Raw genomic sequence first — 17,381 nt, forward strand, 5'->3', positions numbered from 1 at the left:
CACATCCCGCTTCAGATGAAGTGGAAATCGGCCTTGGCGCGGCTGGTTTCGCCCTCCAGTGCCTGGTCCCGGTACGGCCCGTCGCGGTCGACCCAGTGCAGGAAAAGATGCGCCGACCAGCCGTTCGGGTTCGGCGTCATGCGACCATGACGGTGGTGTACACCCTGATACAAAACCGCATCGCCGACCTCCATCGCTATCGCGGCATGCGGTTCGGTGCCGAAATCCTCGGCGACGCGCGCGCTCGGCTCGGTCCGTACCGTGCCGACTTCGAGATCCCATGCGATGCCGTCGCTGTAATCTAGCGTCAGCGACAGGCTGTGCTCGCACGCCTGTCGGTCCGAATGCACCAGACAGACGTCGCCTTCGCGATAGATCCGGAAATAATCATAGGTCGGCAACAGATCCCGCCCGACGAGCTGGCTGACGATCGGCGTCAGTCCCCAGAGGAATTGCAGCATCGGCGGGTATTGCCGGCCATACACCTCGAACGCGGCGCGTTTCAGCAAATTGGGGTGCTGCGTCACAGTGCTGAGATCGACCCGTTCCAATGCCAGATCCTGCTTCAGCCGCCGCAGGAAAGCATCGGTCACCTCGACCGGTATCAATCCGCGAAGATGCGCGAACCCGGTGTCATGATAGCTGCCCTCGACCTTCATCGATCGATTGCTATCGGTCGGCGCAAACCGGTGCAAGTCCCCTCGCCACCCGGCGTCAATGCTAAGGAATGAACTTTTACGACGCGGCGCAAGTTACATCGTCAGAGATCAGGAGATTATCCATGAAGAAGCATCTTATCGCAGCATTGATGTCGGTCGCGGTTGCAGCGCCCGCGATGTTGCCGACGGCCGCGACCGCACAGCGTTACGACGATCGCCGCGACAATAACGACCGTCGTGATGATCGTCGCGGCGACGACCGTCGTGGCGGCGATCGCAACTGGCGTGGCAACGACCGCAACTGGGATCCGTCGCGCAGCTATCAGGACGGCAAGTATCGCGAGCGCCGCCTCAGCCGCAACGACCGGATCTATCGTGGCCGCGACGGCCGTGCCTATTGCAAGCGCAACGACGGCACGACCGGCCTCGTGATCGGCGCACTCGGCGGTGGTGTCCTGGCGAACCTGATCGGTGGCGGCACGCTCGGTACGCTGGCAGGTGCCGGTGGCGGCGCGCTGCTCGGCCGTTCGGTCGACCGTGGCAATGTGAAGTGCCGCTGAGCCCTAACCGGTTCTAGAAACGAAAACGGCGGCCGAGCAATCGGTCGCCGTTTTTGTGTCCCGACAAATGCCGTTCGTGCCGAGCGACGTCGAAGTACCTGCTCTTTGGTCACACCCTTCGACTTCGCTCAGGGCGAACGGGGTATGAATGAGCGGTTTAACCCTCTCGGGTCAGTTCAGTATGCACGGGCGACCGCGAACTCGACCGCTTCGATCATCGCGTCCTTGGCATCGCCGTCGGCAAAGCCGCGGATCGAATCGATCGCCCGCTGACCATAATGGCGTGCGCGGGCGAACGTGTCGTCGATCGCGCGCGTCGAGCGGATCAGGCGAACCGCCTGCTGAAGGTCCGCGTCGCTATCGCGTCGACCTTCGACCGCATCCTTCCAGAATACCCGATCCTCGGCCGACCCGCGCGCATAGGCAAGGATCACCGGCAAGGTCATTTTGCCCTCGCGGAAATCGTCGCCGGCGTCCTTGCCCATCGTATCGGCGTCCGAGACATAATCGATCGCATCGTCGACCAGCTGAAACGCGATGCCGAGGTTGCGGCCATACGCATCGAGCGCGGCCTCCTCGGCTTCGGGCCGATCGGCGACGACCGCCGAGATCCGGCACGCGGCCGCGAACAACGCCGCGGTTTTCGCGCCGATGATGTCGAGATAGCGCTCCTCGCCGAGATCGACGCGGCGTGCGGCCGTAAGCTGGTTGACCTCGCCCTCGGCGATCACCGCGCTGGTCGAGGACAGGATCTTCAGCGCCTTCAGGCTGCCCGCCTCGACCATCAGTTCAAAGCTGCGGCTGAACAGGAAATCGCCGACCAGCACGCTCGCGGGGTTGCCCCAGATGATGTTGGCGGTGCGCTTGCCGCGACGCAGGTCGGAGCCGTCGACGACGTCGTCGTGGAGCAGCGTCGCGGTGTGGATGAATTCGACCGCGGCGGCGAGCAGATGATGCTGCGTGCCGGTATAGTCGATCAGTCGCGCACTCGCGAGCGTCAGCATCGGTCGCATCCGTTTGCCCCCGCCGGCGATCAAATGCCCTGCGAGTTCGGGGATCAGCGGGATTTCCGACTGCATGCGGCCGCGAATGACCGCATTGACCTGGTCCATGTCGCCGGTGACGAGTTTGACCATCGGGTCCAGCGACGGCTGGGACTCGGAATCGGGACGTACGGTTTCGAGGCGGTGGACGGTGGCGCTCATCTCCCCGAGCCTCTGACGCCTATGCCCCTGCAAAGCAACCCTCGGCTTGCCCCAACTCGCCCCGTCTTGCCGCGCGACACCTTGCCGATCCCGGCGCATCCTCGCAAAAGGCGCGCGAACCAACGAAAGGGTGCGCGGGTGGCTGACGAACTGTTGAACGGATATCGCCAGAGCATCGACAATATCGATGCGGCTCTGATCCACATGCTCGCCGAGCGGTTCAAGGTGACGCAGGCGGTGGGCCTGCATAAGGCAACACACGGCCTGCCTGCCGCCGATCCCGGCCGCGAGGAACGCCAGATCGCCCGCTTGCGGCACCTGGCGGCAGAGGCGCAGCTCGATCCCGAATTCTCGGAAAAATTCCTGCGCTTCATCATCGACGAGGTCATTCGTCACCACGAACAGCTTGCGCACGCTCCGGCCTGAACCGCGTCCGGTCTCGACCGGGCGTTCGCCTTGCACGACGTGACGAATTCGTCATGGCTGCTCCATCCGGCGATCATTTCGCTGTGGGTAGGGCGGTATCGATGACGGGTCTTCGGCGTGCCTTGATCGGACTTGCGGTCCTGGCGGCGCTCGCGACCGGCTTCATGGGCTGGCTCGGCTATTTCGGCGGGCCTGTCTTTACAGACGTCGCCGCGGACGGCCACCCGTCCAGTCCCCGTCATGCGTTTGCCGCCGTGCTGCTGACCGGTGACCTCGGCTACAAGATCGGCATGGCGCCGCAGATCGCCCGACGACTGGCGGCCGACGGTGTCCCGGTGGTCGCGGTCAACACGCTGACGTATCTGCGCAAGACCCGGACGCCTGCCGACATCACGGCGTTGATCGCGGAGGCCGAACGGCGCGCGCTGCGCCTGGGCCAGACCGACCGGGTCGTGCTGATCGGCCAGTCGTTCGGTGCGGACATGCTGCATGTCGGCTTGCCCGGGCTGCCCCCCGACCTGCGCGCCAGGATCCTGCGGGTCGCGCTGATCGTGCCGGAGGACAATGTCCAGTTCCGCGCGTCGCCGAGCGAAGTCTTCGACCTGTGGACGCCGACGACCGATGCGCTGCCGACCGCACGGAAATTGACCTGGGCCCCGGTGCTGTGCGTGCACGGCCGGGAGGAGATCGGCAGTTTGTGCCCCTTGTTGACACAATCCAACGCGCGACGCGTAGCGCTGCCCGGCGGACATCCGCTTCACCGTGACGCCGATGCGCTCTACGATGTCCTGGCGCGGTTCGTGTTCGCGCGTTGAGGGCCGATCGATGAGCTTGCCAATGCCGGAGTGGATCTGCGCCGGGGACCAGACATGTCCCTGCGCGGCGCAGCGATATGTGTCCGAAGGCGCGAGCCGGGGTCGGCGACGCGGTTCGCCCGCGTCATGACGACGCGCCCCGCGATCGTCCGTGTCCGCGACTGGATCGCGCATCGCCGCGGCATGTTGATCGCCCTGGCGGTATTGGTCGTCGCAGTGCTCGGCTTTGCGGCGATCCACAAGCTGACCGCGGAAATCCGCCTATCGGAAGTGCGCACGGCATTCGCCGCGCTCGGCTGGCCCGCATTGTCGGCGTCGATCGGCCTGACCGTCGTCAGTTACATCGCGCTGACCTTCTACGATACCATCGCGCTCCGGGTGATCGGCCATCCGCTGCCCTGGCGGACCGCCGCCGTCGCGTCGTTCACCAGCTACACGATCAGCCACAATCTCGGGCTCGCCATGCTGACCGGCGGATCGGCACGCTACCGCGTCTATAGTCGCGCAGGTCTGGACGAGGCGGGGGTGGCACGCGTCGTACTGATCGCGGGGGTGACGTTCTGGGCGGGGGTGATCAGCGTCGCGTCGCTGTCGATGGCGATCCATCCGGGGATGCTGCCGATCGTCCACTGGACGATGCCGCCGCTGCTGGAGCGCATGATCGGGATCGGCATCCCGCTTGCCCTGCTGACGATCGTCCTGCGCTATCGCCGGGGCGGTTCGCTCGGGCTGTTCGGCTGGCGCCTGCCGCTGCCCAACGCACGGCAGGCGCTGGCGCTGTTGCTGGTATCGACGGTCGACCTCGCAGCGGCCAGCGCGGCGCTGTTCGTACTGCTGCCGAACGCATCGCCGGACCTGTATCCGGTACTGTTCCTGGGGTATGCGGTGGCGATCGTCATCGCGTTGATCAGCCATGTGCCGGGCGGGCTCGGCGTGTTCGAGGCGGTGATCATCGCGACGATGCCGCAGGACAACGCGACGATCCTCGCCGCGCTGCTCGCCTACCGGATCATCTATTACGTCGCGCCGCTGATCCTGGCGGCGGTGCTGCTCGCGTTTCACGAGGGCCGGCAATGGCGTCGGCGCGCGCGCGACCCGGACGAGGAACGCCGCGGCACCGATCCGTTGACGATCGCGCTGCCCTTGGCACCGCTGCTGCTCGGCGTGCTGGTGTTCATGAGCGGTGCGATGCTGCTGGTATCGGGCGCGCTGCCTGCCGCGCCCGGCCGGATGGACGCGTTGGCGATGATCCTGCCGTTGCCGATCAGCGAAATGGCGCATGTCGCGGCCAGCCTGGTCGGGGTCATGCTGTTGTTCGTGGCGCTCGGGCTGTATCGACGGCTCGATGGCGCCTTCTGGGCGGCGCGGCTGCTGCTGGTCGCCGGCGCGCTGCTGTCGATCGCCAAGGGTCTCGATTACGAGGAGGCGACCGTCCTGCTGCTGACTGCCGCCGCGCTGCAATGGACGCGCGGCGCCTTCTATCGGCGGACGCGACTGACCGCGGAGCCGCTGTCGCCCGAATGGCTGGTCGGGGTCGGCGCCGCGATCGGCCTGTCGGTCCTGATCGGGTTCTTCGCCTACCGCCGCGTCGGCTATTCGAGCGACCTGTGGTGGCAGTTCGAGACCGACGCCAACGCCTCGCGGTTCCTGCGCACCAGCCTCGCGGTCGGGCTGATGCTGATCGGCGCGTCGATCTGGCGGTTGTTCGCGGCGGCGCCCGTGCCGATGGTGCACGACGTGCTGCCCGACGACGTGGCGGAGGCCGCGCTTGCGCATGCCGACCGGACCGACGCGATGCTCGCCTTTACCGGCGACAAGCGCTTTCTGGTGTCGGACAGCCGCGACGCGTTCCTGATGTACCAGGTCAAGGGCGCGAGCTGGATCGTAATCGGCGATCCCGTAGGCCCGGCCGAGGCATGGTCCGAACTGCTCTGGGCGATCCGCGCCCGCGCCGATGCCGCGCAAGGGCGGCTGCTGCTGTACCAGATCGGCCTGCGCATCGTACCGATCGCGATCGAGATGGGCCTGAAGCTCGTCAAATATGGCGAAGAGGCGACCGTCGAGCTGGAAGGCTTCACGCTCGACACGCCCGACATGCGCAGCGTCCGCAAAGCCAGCCGCGTCGCCGAGCGGGCGGGCGCCGCGTTCGCGGTCGTACCGGCGGCCGAGATGCCCGCCCTCATCCCCGAACTGCAGGCGATTTCCGACTGGTGGCTGGCCGACAAGAACCATGCCGAGAAGAGCTTCAGCGTCGGCCGGTTCGAACCGGGATACATGGCCAGGTTCGACTGCGCGGTGGTGCGGATCGAAGGCAAGGTCGTCGCCTTCGCCAATGTCTGGGGCACGCCAAACAGGCAGGAGCTTTCGGTCGATTTGATGCGTCACGCCGAGGACATGCCGCAGGGTGGGATGGACTTCCTGTTCACCCGGCTGATGATCTGGGGCCACGAGCACGGCTATCGCAATTTCTCGCTCGGGATGGCGCCGCTGTCGGGGATCGAGGCGCGGCGACTGTCGCCGACCTGGTCGAAGGTGGCGGCATTCCTGTTCCGCCACGGCGAGCGATTCTACGGGTTCGCGGGCCTGCGCGCGTACAAGGAGAAGTTCAGGCCGAACTGGACGCCGCGCTATATCGCCTCGCCGGGGGGCACGTCGCTGTTGCGCGGGCTGATCGATTTGCAGGCGTTGGTGAGCCGCTAAGGCTTGCTAGGGCGCGCCGCCTTGCTAGGGCAGACTCCATGAGCTTCCTCCTGGCAATCGAAGGCGCCGACGGCGCGGGCAAGGCCACCGCCTCGGCATTGGTGGTCGAGCAGTTGCGCGTCGCCGGCCGTACCGCCGAAGTCGTGTCGTTCCCGCGCTATGCCGAGACGGTCGGCGGCTGGGCACTCGGCGCGATGCTGGCGGGGAATTTGCCGCGCGGCACGTCGCCCCGGGCCGCGGCCGTGCTCTACGCGCTGGACCGGATGGAGTCGCGCGATCACCTGCTGGCGACCATCGCGGCAAACGACGTCGTCGTGTTCGATCGCTACATCGCGTCGAACATGGCGTATCAGGCAGCGCAGGTTCCAGCGGACGAAGCCGACGCGATGATGGCATGGATCGCCGACCTGGAGACGGGCGCGTTCGCACTGCCGACGCCCGACCTGTCGATATACCTCGATACCCCCGCCGACATCGCCCGCGGGCTCATCCTGAAGAAGCGCAAGCGGTCCTACACCGACGACGCGTTCGACGCCTATGAGGCGGATACCGGGCTGCAGGACCGCGTACGGACGAACTATGCGGCGATGGCGCAGGCCGGGTTGCTGGGACGCTGGGCGACGGTGTCGACGGTGGCGGACGGGGAGTCGCGGCTGCCGGCAGAGATCGCCGCGGAAATCGTCGCGCTGTTAAACTAAACTCCGTCATCCTGACGAAAGTCAGGATCCAGGGTAACGAGCGATATCCTGTGTAACTCTGGATCCTGACTTTCGTCAGGATGACGGGGGGGTGTGTAACCCATCGCGCCACCGCGCTTTTTTCGTCCCCTCGCTAAAATTCCGCATTGCAGCATCGGCAAATGCTATTACTTAGCACGCTAATGACTTCTTCCCGCGCCCGTCTCGAATCCGCCTATGCCCGGACGCTGATGCCGCTCGCTCGTCTGTGGCGGCAGGCGGCCGATCGCGCGCTCAGCGATATGTGCGTGTCGGCATCGACCGGCTGGGCGCTGGTGCAGGTCGGGCGGCTGGGCGACGATGTCCGCCAGACCGATCTCGCCAACCAGCTCGACGTCACGCAAGCCTCGCTGGTGCGCTCGATCGATCAGATGACCGCGGCCGGGCTGGTCGAACGTCACCGCGACCCCGCCGATGCCCGCGTCAGCCGCATCCGCCTGACCGAACGTGGCCGCACCCTCGTCACCACCATCGAGGACAAGTTCGCGACGTTGCGCCACGCGATGCTCGACGGGGTGTCGGACGATGACCTCGCCACCGCCTTACGGGTCGCCGAGCGGCTCGGTGCGCGCTTCCTGGCGGACCGTCCGCGATGATCCTCACGCGGTTCGGCAGCAAGGAGGCGCTGTTCACGGTCAAATGCTTCGTCGCGGCGATGCTGGCCTATTACATCGCGCTCAGGATCGGCCTGACGCGGCCGTATTGGGCGGTCACGACGTCGTACATCGTCGCGCAGCCGCTGGCAGGCGCGGTGCTGTCGAAGGCGGTGTTCCGCGTTGCCGGAACCGTGCTGGGCGCGGTCGCAGCGGTGGTGCTGGTGCCCAATCTCGTCAACGCGCCCGAACTCCTGTCGCTCGGGCTCGCGCTGTGGCTCGGCTTGTGCCTCTACATCTCGCTGCTCGACCGCACCCCCCGCGCGTACCTGTTCCTGCTGGCGGGCTACACGGCCAGTATCATCGGCTTTCCGTCGGTGGAAGCCCCCGGTGCGGTGTTCACGACGGCGGCGCTCCGCGTGCAGGAGATCACGATCGGGATCCTGTGCGGAAGCCTGATCCACGGCTTCGTCTTTCCACAGACGGTGACCGCGGTGCTGCTGAGCCGGATCGACGCGATCCTTGGCGATGCCGAGCGCTGGTCGCGCGACTCGCTGGCGAGCGAGCCCGATGCGACGCTCGGGCGTGACCGCCGCCGGCTCGCGCTCGATATCAACGAACTGCACCAGCTCTCCATCCATCTGCCGTTCGATACCGCCCGCCTGTTGCCGCGCGTCCGCACGCTCCGCGCACTCCAGGCCGAGCTGTCGATGCTGCTGCCGCTCGCAAGCGCGGTCGACGACCGAATCGTCGAGCTGAGACGCGGTGCCGACGCCCCCCGCCCCGAAGCGCTCGCGCTGATCGAGGATGTCCGCGAATGGCTGCGCGATCCGCTGCCGCTGGCCGAGCGGCACGACTCCGCCGATGCGCTGATCGCCCGCGCCAAGGCCCTGGAGCCGCTCGTCGGCGACACGCTCATCTGGCGCGACGCGTTGCGGCTCAGCCTGCTCGCGCGGCTCGGCGAGCTGGTCGACGCGCATCGCAACGCCCGCGACCTGCGCGACCAGATGCGCTCGCCCTCACGCACGGCCGTCACGCCCGCCGTCGCGCGGTTGCTGGCCCGCACCGCGAAGCGGCCGCTCCACCGGGATCGCGGCATCGCCCTGCGCGCCGCCGCCGGCACCGTCGCGACGATCCTGCTCGGCTGCATCTTCTGGATCGGCACCGGCTGGGCGGACGGTGCGGGCGCGGTCCTGATCGCCGGCGTGTGCTGCGCGTTGTTCGGCAACAGCGATAATCCGGCGCCGTCGATCATGGCGTTCTTCTACGGCACGATCATCGGCCTCATCGTCTCCGCCATCTACGCCTTCGCGATCCTGTCGCGGGTAACGGATTTCGTGACGCTGATGGTCGTCCTCGCGCCACCGATGCTGATCGGCGGGATGTTCCTTGCGCGACCGGCGACGCTGCTGGTCACGCTCGGCGCGCTGCTCGGCGGATTGAACACGGTCGGGTTGAACGACCGCTTCGGCAGCGATTTCAGCGCGTTTATCAACGGCGGCATCGCCCAGCTCGTCGGCACATTGTTCGCGGTCGTCACGGTCGGGCTGTTCCAAACGATCGGCGCGGATACCAGCGCACGGCGGTTGATCCGCGCGGGCTGGCGCGAACTGGCGGCACGCAGCGATTCGCCCGGCCGGCCCGACGTCGCGGGCTGGATCGCGCGGATGCTCGACCGCATCGGCCTGCTGGCACCGCGGCTCGCGGCGCAGGGCGAGGATCCCGGCAAGCCGCTGCTCGACGCGCTGACCGATCTGCGAGTCGGCGTGGCGGTCGGCGAACTGCGCCAGCTCCGGCTCGACGGTACGCCGGACGAGGCCGGGATGATCACCCCGGTGCTGCGCGGGATCGGCGCGCATTACCGGGCGCTGCGCCCCGACAGGCCGGCGCCGCCCGAGCCGGATCTGCTCGTCGGGATCGATACGGCGATGGCCGGGTTCGCGACCAGCACGCCCGATCGCCACCGCACCAGCGTGCTCGCGCTGACCTCGCTGCGACGCAACCTGTTCCCCCAAGCTCCAGCCTATGGCGCCCCAGTCTATGGAGCGGCCGCATGACCGGCGAAATTTCGATCGGCGGCGTCTTCCTGCCGAGCATCCTGCTGCTCGCTGTGGCGGCCGTCCTCATAACCGCGATCGCGACGCGCCTGCTGGCGTTCGTCGGCGCCTACCGCGTGGTGACCTATCGCCCGCTCGTCGACCTCGCGCTGTTCATCCTCATCCTCGGGCTGCTCGCCCTGCTCACCGGACCTTCCGCATGACCTCTTCCCGTCTCAAGTCGCTGCTTGCCCCCCTCGGCCGGTCCGCCGTCACGCTGGTGATCGTCCTGCTGGCGGTGCTGGTCGGGATCTGGCTGTGGAAGCATTACGAGACCGATCCGTGGACGCGCGACGGGAAGATCCGCGCCGATATCGTCCGCGTGACGCCCGACGTCGCCGGGCTCGTGACGCAGGTCGCGGTGCACGACAACCAGGCGGTGAAGCCCGGCGAGGTGCTGTTCGTGGTCGATCGCCCCCGCTTCCAGCTGACGCTGGCCCAGTCCGACGCCTCGATCGCGAGCGCCCGCGCGACGCTGTTGCAGGCGCGGCGCGAGGCACAGCGCGATCTTGCGCTCGGCGATCTGGTGGCGAAGGAAACGCACGAGCAGAACGTCGCCCGCGTCGCCACCGCCTCCGCCGCGCTCGCCCAGGCGCAGAGCGCACGCTCGACCGCCGCACTCAACCTTGCCCGCACGACGGTCCGCGCGACGGTCCACGGGATCGTCACCAACCTCGATCTCCACCCCGGCGACTATATCGCAACGGGCGCACAGGCGATGGCGCTGGTCGACACCGATTCGCTCCGCGTCGAGGGCTATTTCGAGGAAACCAAGCTCGGCAGCATCCATGTCGGCGATCCGGTCGTCGTCCACCTGATGGGCGAACCGCAGGCGCTGCACGGTCGCGTCGACAGCATCGCCGCGGGCATCAACGACAGCGAACGCACCAACACGACCAATTTGCTGCCCAACGTGAATCCGACCTTCAACTGGGTCCGCCTGGCCCAGCGTATCCCGGTCCGCGTCAAGCTGACACACGTGCCGAAGGGGGTCCAGCTGATCGTCGGCCGCACCGCGACGGTGACCGTCCAGCAGCGTGTCCAGCCGGGGACGACGGCATGATCCGCGACAACCGTTACTTGTCGGGCCGCTCGGCATCCTCTTCCCCCCTCCCTGGAAGGGAGGGGCCGGGGGTGGGTCGGTTTCCGCACACTCGAACCTCGGTGGCCCAAGCGGGCCGACCCACCCCCAACCCCTCCCTTCCAGGGAGGGGAGCGGTTGCGGCTGCATTCGCTCTAGCCCTAGCCGCCTGCACGACCGCCGGCCCGAACTACGCCCTGCCCGAGTCCGCCGTCGTCAACCGCCCTTCCGCGCAAGGCAGGTTCGACAGCGGTACCGAAAAGGTCTTCGCCAACGCTCCCCTGCCGGACCATTGGTGGCAACTCTACGGCGACCCCCGCCTCGACGTGTTCGTCACCGAAGCGCTCGCTGCCAACACCGATCTGCGCGCCGCCGATGCGAACCTGCGCCGCGCGGATGCGGTCGTCGCCGAAGTCGCCGCGGGGCGTACGCTGTCGACCGTGCTCGGCGGCGGCACGTCGCTCGATCGGCCCTATACGACCGGCACCAACCTGCCCGGCACGCTGGACTACAACCTCGGTATAACCCTCGCCTACCCGCTCGACCTGTCCGGTCGCATCCGCCGCGCGATCGAGGCCGCGCAGGGCGATGCCGAGGCGGTCGCTGCCGCGCGCGACAATGTCCGCGTGACCGTCGCCGCCGAAACCGCGCGCAGCTACGCCACCGCCTGCACCGCCAACATGGTGCTGGCCGCCAATACCCGCATCCTCACGCTGCAACGCCAGACGCTCACCGTGACGCAGCGCCTGCAACGTGGCGGTCGCGGCACCGCGTTCGACGTGACCCGCGCCCGGACCGCGGTCGACCAAAGCGAGGCGTTGATCCCGGCGCAGGTCGCGACGCGCACCGCCGCGCTCTACCGCCTCGCCACGCTGATGGGTCGCGCGCCCGCCGACTATCCCCGCGACGTCGCGACGTGCGCCAAGCCGCCCGCCCTCACGCGTCCGCTGCCGATCGGCGACGGCAGCGCGCTGATCCTGCGTCGTCCCGACATCCGTGCGGCGGAACGTTCGCTCGCCGCCGCGACCGCCCGGATCGGCGTGGCGACCGCAAACCTCTATCCGCAGGTCAGCCTCGGCGGGTCGGTCGGCTTGACCGGGCCGGTCTCGTCGCTCGGCTCCACCGACGCGTTCCATCTCGGTCTCGGGCCGCTGATCAGTTGGAGCTTCCCCAACCGGCCGGTCATCCGCGCGCAGATCGCGCAGGCCGGCGCGGCCGCGGACCAGGCGCTCGCGCAGTTCGATTCGACCACGCTCGAGGCCTTGCGCCAGGCCGAGACCGCATTGTCCGCCTATGCCCGCGAGGCCGATCGCAACGCGGCGCTGCGCCGCGCGCAGGCCAGTGGGGCAAGGGCCGCGGACCAGGCCGGGACGCTGTACCGGTTCGGTCGCACCGACTTCCTCTCGCTGTTGACCGCGCAGGCTGCACTGACCACGGCGCAGGCGAACCTCGCCGCCTCCGACGCGCTGCTGGTCGATCGCCAGGTCGACGTCTTCAGGGCGCTCGGCGGGGGGTGGCAGGCTTGAGACTGCGTCGCCGCGGGCTGGCCTCGATCAACAGCGAGGTGCGCGACGGCATCATGCCGGCAGCGGGACTGATCTCACGCGTTGCGACCGAGCCGGGAACGGCGATCCACACGCCGAGCAACTACCGGATCACCGCGCTGATCATCGCCTGCGCGCTGTTCATGGAGCAGATGGATTCGACCGTGCTCGCCACCGCGCTGCCGACGATGGCGCGCGATTTCGGCGTACCCGCGACCAGCATGAGTTCGGCGCTGACCTCGTACCTGCTCGCGCTCGCGATCTTCATCCCCGCCAGCGGACGGCTTGCGGACCGGTTCGGCTCGCGCACGATCTTCCGCGCCGCGATCCTGATCTTCGTGGGCGGATCGATGCTGTGCGGGCAGGCGACCAGCCTGCCGTTCATGATGGCCGCGCGCTTCGTACAGGGGCTCGGCGGGGCGATGATGATCCCGATCGGCCGCCTCGTCCTGCTGCGCAGCGTCGCCAAGGAGGACATGGTGCAGGCGATGTCGTGGCTGATCATGCCTGCGCTGATTGGCCCGATTCTGGGGCCTCCCATCGGCGGCGCGATCGTCACCTATCTCGACTGGCGCTGGATCTTCTATCTCAACGTGCCGATCGGCCTGCTCGGCGTGGTGCTGGTGACGCGCTACATCGGCGAGGTGCGTGAGGACGAACCGGCAAAGTTCGACATGCCCGGCTTCATCCTGTCGGGCGTGTCGCTCGGCTGCCTGTTGTTCGGGTTCGAGATGACCAGCCGCACCGGTGAATTGTCGCGTGCGGTCGTGCTGATCGTCGTCGGGCTGATTGCCGGCTTCGCGTACATCCGCCATGCCAAGCGCCGCAACGACCCGATCCTCGATTTGTCCTTGATGCGCATCCCGACCTTCCGGCTGTCGGTGATCGGCGGCTCGCTGACCCGCATCACGCAAGGCGCGCAGCCGTTTCTGTTGCCGATGATGCTCCAGCTTGGCTTCGGCATGACCGCGGCTGCCAGTGGGGCGATCACGATCGCGGGCGCGATCGGATCGCTGGCGATGAAGGGCCTCGCACCACGCATCCTGCGCCGCTTCGGGTTTCGCAACAGCCTGATCGTCGGCGGTCTCTGCGCGAGTTCGGGCTATGCGGTGGCCGGACTGTTCCGCCCCGACTGGCCGATCCCCGCGATCTTCGGCGTGCTGATGATCTCGGGCTTCTTCATGTCGTTCCAGTTCTCGGCGTACAACACGATCGCCTATGACGAGATCCCGTCGTCGCGGATGAGCAGCGCGACCAGCTTCTATGCGACGTTCCAGCAGCTGATGCTGTCGCTCGGGATCTGCGTGGGGGCGGCGTCGCTACATGTCGGGATGCTGGGCACGGGCGCGACGCGGCCGGCGCTAGCGGATTTCACGCTGGCGTTCCTGGTGGTGACCGCGGTGTCGGCGTCGGCGACGATCTGGAATCGCCGGTTTGCGGTGAATGCCGGCGCGGAGCTCAGCGGGCATCGGGCGCGCGCCGCGTCCTGAATATCCCCTGCCGTCATCCTGACGAAAGTCAGGATCCAGAGCCAAGACGGGCGACGCTGAGTTACCCTGGATCCTGACTTTCGTCAGGATGACGGAGGCTAGCTCGTGTGTGCCGGCAGCGAAGGCCGCGACAGGACGGAGACATGCTCGCCCGGCTCGACGAACATGCCGTGCGACAGCGCCCAGCGCCCAGCCTTCTCGCTCGCGGTCAGCATCGTCAGGAACGGACTGAGCAACAGCCCCAGCGTCACCGGCGCGAGCCACGCCGCGGTGATCGGCGCGAACGGCGTCACCAGCAGCAACGCGACGCCGACCCCGACATGCCAGCGATAACGTGGCATCACGTCCGCCAGCGACAGTTCGTGCGCATCGCGGTTCTGCGGCGCCCAGCCCGACTTGCGCCCCATCAGGATCCCGGCGAGATCCATCGTCTGGGTCAGCGCGATCACCGGCGCCGACAGCATCGAGAACGGCACGTCGATCAGCACCGACCGAACGATCCCGCGCCGCCCGCCGAACCCTGCGCGACGCTCGGCGTTGGACATCGCCCAGATCACGCTCAGCAGCTTCGGCCCGAACAACAGCAGCAGAGTCACCGCCAGCACCTCTAGCGAGGTCTGCGCCTCGACGATGTTGCGCTCGCCGATCAACGCCTGCACGACGCTCGTCGCGATCATCAACAGCCATACCGGCGAGGTGATGAACGCCGACGCCCCCATCAGCAGTTGCAGCCGGCTGACCCAGTGGAACCCCGACGAGGTCAGCAGGCTGAGGTGCTGAATATTCCCCTGTGCCCAGCGTCGGTCGCGCACCGCCGCATCGATCAGCGTCGGCGGATATTCCTCGAACGTTTCCTCGGTCATCAGCATGTGCACGCGCCAGCCGCGCCGCCGCAGTAACGCCGCCTCGACCATGTCGTGGCTCATGATGACGCCGCCGAACGGCGCGCGCCCGGGCAAGTCGGGCAGTCCGCAACTCGACGCGAACGCCTCGATCCGGATCAGCGCGTTGTGCCCCCAGAAGGTCGCTTCCGAACCCGACCACCAGACGAGGCCGGCGGTCGAGATCGGACCATACAACCGGCTGGCGAACTGCATCCAGCGCTGGAAGAACGTCACGCCGTTGATCACCGCGGGCACGGTCTGGAGCAGCGCGACCGCAGGGCGACGTTCGAGCACCTGGGCCATGCCGATGATCGTGTTGCCGCCCATCAGGCTGTCCGCGTCGAGCATCAGCATGTAGCGATAGCCGCCGCCGAACCGCCGGATCCACTCCGCGACGTTGCCGGGCTTGCGGCCGATATTCACCGTACGGCGGCGGTAATACAGCTTGCAGGCGAGCGTTGGTGCCAACGCCTGCCATGCCGCTACTTCGGACGCTTCCGCCGCTTCGCCCGAATCGCTCAGGATGAAGATGTCGAACCGGTCGGCGACACCACCCGCCGCGATCGCGCGCGCCATCCAGGCGATCCGTTCGAACACTGCCGCGATATCTTCGTTGTGGACCGGCATCAGGATCGCGGTGCGACCTTCGAGCGGTTCGGACTGGCGCGGCGTCGGGACGAACCCTGGATGGCCACCGGTCATCAGCAATACGAAGCCAATCGCGGCGTTCATGAAGCCGAACGAAATCCAGGCGAACAACGGGAAGAACAGCGCGAGCAGCGCCGCATCCCACAGGCTGAGCCCGTCGGCGAGCAGCGATTCCTGCACCGCCGACGACGCCGCCGTCGCCAGCAGACCCGTCATCAGCACGAGGATGATCCGGCGCGCGAGCATGTCGTCGGAGGACACCACCATCCCCGGCCCGGGCTCGGGCGCGGACCACGGCGGCGGTGGCCCGTCGAACCGCTGCGGCGGCATCTCGATCGGGGTTTCGCCCGGCATCATGGGCGGCATCGCGGCGGGAAATGCAGGCATCAGAAGATCGGCGTCAGGACGGTTTCGCTAAGCGCGCGACCGCCGCGCGTGAGGAACAGCCTGACATCGGCCGGCCCCTGTGCGTCGGGGGCGACGTCGGCCGTCACGCGCCAGCGGTTCTTCTGGCCGACGACCGGATAGGCCGCGTTGGCGAGTATTTTTCCGCGAACGACGTCGATCTTGGCGGTCACGCCGCTCTGCCGGTCGAGGCCGGCGAGGCCCTCGCCGACGAAATCGACGACCAGTTTCCTTGCCCCCTTCACCGGCTCGGCGCCCGGTCGGCCGGCGATGCCCTGCCAGCAATCGACGACATGCGCGGTCGCGGCGACCGCGGTCGGATCGGCCGATTGCCACGACAGCGTATAATCGAACTGCAACCGCTGCCCGGCCTTGGCGGGGCCGGCGGGTGTCCAGAACGACACGATATTGTCCACCGTCTCGCTATTCGTCGGGAACGCATAGAGCATCACCGCGCCCTTGCCCCAGTCGCCCTGCGGCTGGATCCACAGGTTCGGGCGCCGATCGTAGAACGCGCCGTCGTCCTGATAATGATCGAAGTTCCGGTCGCGTTGGATCAGGCCAAAGCCCTTCGGCGCCTGATCCGCGAAGCTGTCCAGCGTATCATGCGGCGGATTGTTGAGCGGCCGCCAGATGCGCTCGCTCGCGCCGGTCAGCAGCGCGAGGCCGTCCGAATCGTGGATCTCGGGTCGCCAGTCTACCGCGGCCGCGCGGTTGCCCTCGCCGTACCAGAACATGCTGGTCGCCGGCGCGACGCCGAGCCGTTCGATGTCGCGGCGAAGGTTCAGGACCGAGGACACCTGCTGCTCGACGCCTGCGCCCACGACATGGCGCGACTGGAACCGGTAGGCGCCGGTGACGCTGGCGCCGTCCATCAGCGCGTAGATCGTGTACGCGTCCGCACCGGTGCGCTCGATCCAGAACTCGGTGAAGTCGGGGAATTCCTCGCGCCCCGGCAGCCCGGTGTTGATCGCGAGCCCGCGCGCGGACAGGCCATATTGGTCCTGCGCGCCAGCGGTGCGGAAATAGGATGCGCCCTGGAACGCCATCCAGTCGCTGGTCCCGCCCGGCGCCATCGCGCGGAACCCGGCGATGCCGAGCGCGGCCGCATGGCCCTCTTCCGCCTCGAACAGGCCGCGCGAGAAGTCGATGCGGCGTGCCTGCCCGCCCTCGACGACGTTGATCGCGACCGGCATCGGCGCATAGCGGCCCAGCGGGAACAGGCGGATGCCGCCGGCCAGCGTCTTGTCGGCGCGGAAGCGGATGCTGCCGACCTTGTCGTAATCGATCGCGGCGGCAGCGGCGACCTTGGCGGGGGCGGCGTACGGCTTTGCGGCCAGCGTCGCGGCGCGCGCTTGCAGCGCTTCCCACGAGAATGGCTCGGTCTTGCCAGCCGCTGCCCCCTTGCCGGCAGCGGCACGCGCCATCGCGGCGGCGGCTTGCGGGCCGAAGCCCAACAGACCCAGCGCGGTCATCACTTCGCGTCGACCGATCATGTCGTGGCTCCCTCAATCGTCATCATGCTGCGACGCGGTAAC

Annotated in this window: 15 protein-coding genes; 11 read left to right on the forward strand and 4 right to left on the reverse strand. The window is 67.7% G+C overall.

The features are described from left to right. Positions 1-11 precede the first annotated feature (11 nt). Positions 12-659 (reverse strand): hypothetical protein, encoded by a 648-nt coding sequence (locus U1707_RS15115; RefSeq protein ID WP_332800900.1) that lies wholly within the window; start codon positions 657-659, stop codon positions 12-14. Between the two features lie 122 nt (positions 660-781). Between U1707_RS15115 and U1707_RS15120 the strand changes: the two genes are divergently transcribed. Beyond that, on the forward strand, positions 782-1,219 hold the full coding sequence (locus U1707_RS15120; RefSeq protein WP_332800901.1) for a glycine zipper 2TM domain-containing protein: 438 nt from the start codon (positions 782-784) through the stop codon (positions 1,217-1,219). A gap of 176 nt (positions 1,220-1,395) precedes the next feature. On the opposite strand, the gene U1707_RS15125 is transcribed toward U1707_RS15120, so the two are convergent. Next, positions 1,396-2,424 carry a polyprenyl synthetase family protein gene (locus tag U1707_RS15125; RefSeq protein ID WP_332800902.1) on the reverse strand — a complete coding sequence of 343 codons (1,029 nt, stop codon included), beginning with the start codon at positions 2,422-2,424 and terminating at the stop codon, positions 1,396-1,398. Positions 2,425-2,562: 138 nt separating this feature from the next. Here U1707_RS15125 and U1707_RS15130 point away from each other — a divergent pair, with 138 nt between their 5' ends. The 10 genes from U1707_RS15130 (at position 2,563) to U1707_RS15175 (ending at position 13,906) form a co-directional block, all read left to right on the forward strand. Further along, on the forward strand, positions 2,563-2,850 hold the full coding sequence (locus U1707_RS15130) for a chorismate mutase (protein WP_332801037.1): 288 nt from the start codon (positions 2,563-2,565) through the stop codon (positions 2,848-2,850). A gap of 101 nt (positions 2,851-2,951) precedes the next feature. Beyond that, positions 2,952-3,665, forward strand: coding sequence for an AcvB/VirJ family lysyl-phosphatidylglycerol hydrolase (locus tag U1707_RS15135; protein WP_332800903.1), 714 nt, complete (start codon positions 2,952-2,954; stop codon positions 3,663-3,665). A gap of 126 nt (positions 3,666-3,791) precedes the next feature. Continuing rightward, entirely contained in the window at positions 3,792-6,365 is a 2,574-nt protein-coding gene (gene mprF, locus U1707_RS15140; RefSeq protein ID WP_332800904.1) for a bifunctional lysylphosphatidylglycerol flippase/synthetase MprF, read from the forward strand. A gap of 38 nt (positions 6,366-6,403) precedes the next feature. Beyond that, positions 6,404-7,063 (forward strand): nucleoside/nucleotide kinase family protein, encoded by a 660-nt coding sequence (locus U1707_RS15145; RefSeq protein WP_332800905.1) that lies wholly within the window; start codon positions 6,404-6,406, stop codon positions 7,061-7,063. A gap of 182 nt (positions 7,064-7,245) precedes the next feature. Further along, a complete protein-coding gene (locus tag U1707_RS15150) occupies positions 7,246-7,698 on the forward strand; it encodes a MarR family winged helix-turn-helix transcriptional regulator (protein ID WP_332800906.1) in 453 nt (150 codons plus the stop codon). Beyond that, a complete protein-coding gene (locus tag U1707_RS15155) occupies positions 7,695-9,752 on the forward strand; it encodes an FUSC family protein (RefSeq protein ID WP_332800907.1) in 2,058 nt (685 codons plus the stop codon). Before U1707_RS15150 ends, U1707_RS15155 begins: the two co-directional genes overlap by 4 nt. Further along, on the forward strand, positions 9,749-9,955 hold the full coding sequence (locus U1707_RS15160) for a DUF1656 domain-containing protein (RefSeq protein ID WP_332800908.1): 207 nt from the start codon (positions 9,749-9,751) through the stop codon (positions 9,953-9,955). The genes U1707_RS15155 and U1707_RS15160 overlap by 4 nt, the downstream gene beginning before the upstream one ends. Further along, complete coding sequence (locus tag U1707_RS15165; protein ID WP_332800909.1) at positions 9,952-10,854, forward strand: efflux RND transporter periplasmic adaptor subunit; 903 nt, start codon at positions 9,952-9,954, stop codon at positions 10,852-10,854. Before U1707_RS15160 ends, U1707_RS15165 begins: the two co-directional genes overlap by 4 nt. Positions 10,855-10,955: 101 nt before the next feature. Next, the gene (locus tag U1707_RS15170; RefSeq protein WP_332800910.1) at positions 10,956-12,398 is read left to right on the forward strand and encodes an efflux transporter outer membrane subunit; all 1,443 of its coding nucleotides are present in this window, start codon (positions 10,956-10,958) and stop codon (positions 12,396-12,398) included. Beyond that, entirely contained in the window at positions 12,395-13,906 is a 1,512-nt protein-coding gene (locus tag U1707_RS15175; RefSeq protein WP_332800911.1) for a DHA2 family efflux MFS transporter permease subunit, read from the forward strand. The genes U1707_RS15170 and U1707_RS15175 overlap by 4 nt, the downstream gene beginning before the upstream one ends. Before the next feature lie 98 nt (positions 13,907-14,004). Here the strand turns inward: U1707_RS15175 and mdoH are convergent, their stop codons facing one another. Both mdoH and U1707_RS15185 read right to left on the reverse strand, forming a co-directional pair. Further along, on the reverse strand, positions 14,005-15,825 hold the full coding sequence (mdoH, locus tag U1707_RS15180; protein WP_332800912.1) for a glucans biosynthesis glucosyltransferase MdoH: 1,821 nt from the start codon (positions 15,823-15,825) through the stop codon (positions 14,005-14,007). Continuing rightward, on the reverse strand, positions 15,825-17,339 hold the full coding sequence (locus U1707_RS15185; RefSeq protein WP_332800913.1) for an OpgD/OpgG family glucan biosynthesis protein: 1,515 nt from the start codon (positions 17,337-17,339) through the stop codon (positions 15,825-15,827). Before U1707_RS15185 ends, mdoH begins: the two co-directional genes overlap by 1 nt. Between the last annotated feature and the right edge of the window lie 42 nt (positions 17,340-17,381).

Source organism: Sphingomonas sandaracina (assembly GCF_036663695.1).
Taxonomy (GTDB): Bacteria; Pseudomonadota; Alphaproteobacteria; order Sphingomonadales; family Sphingomonadaceae; genus Sphingomonas.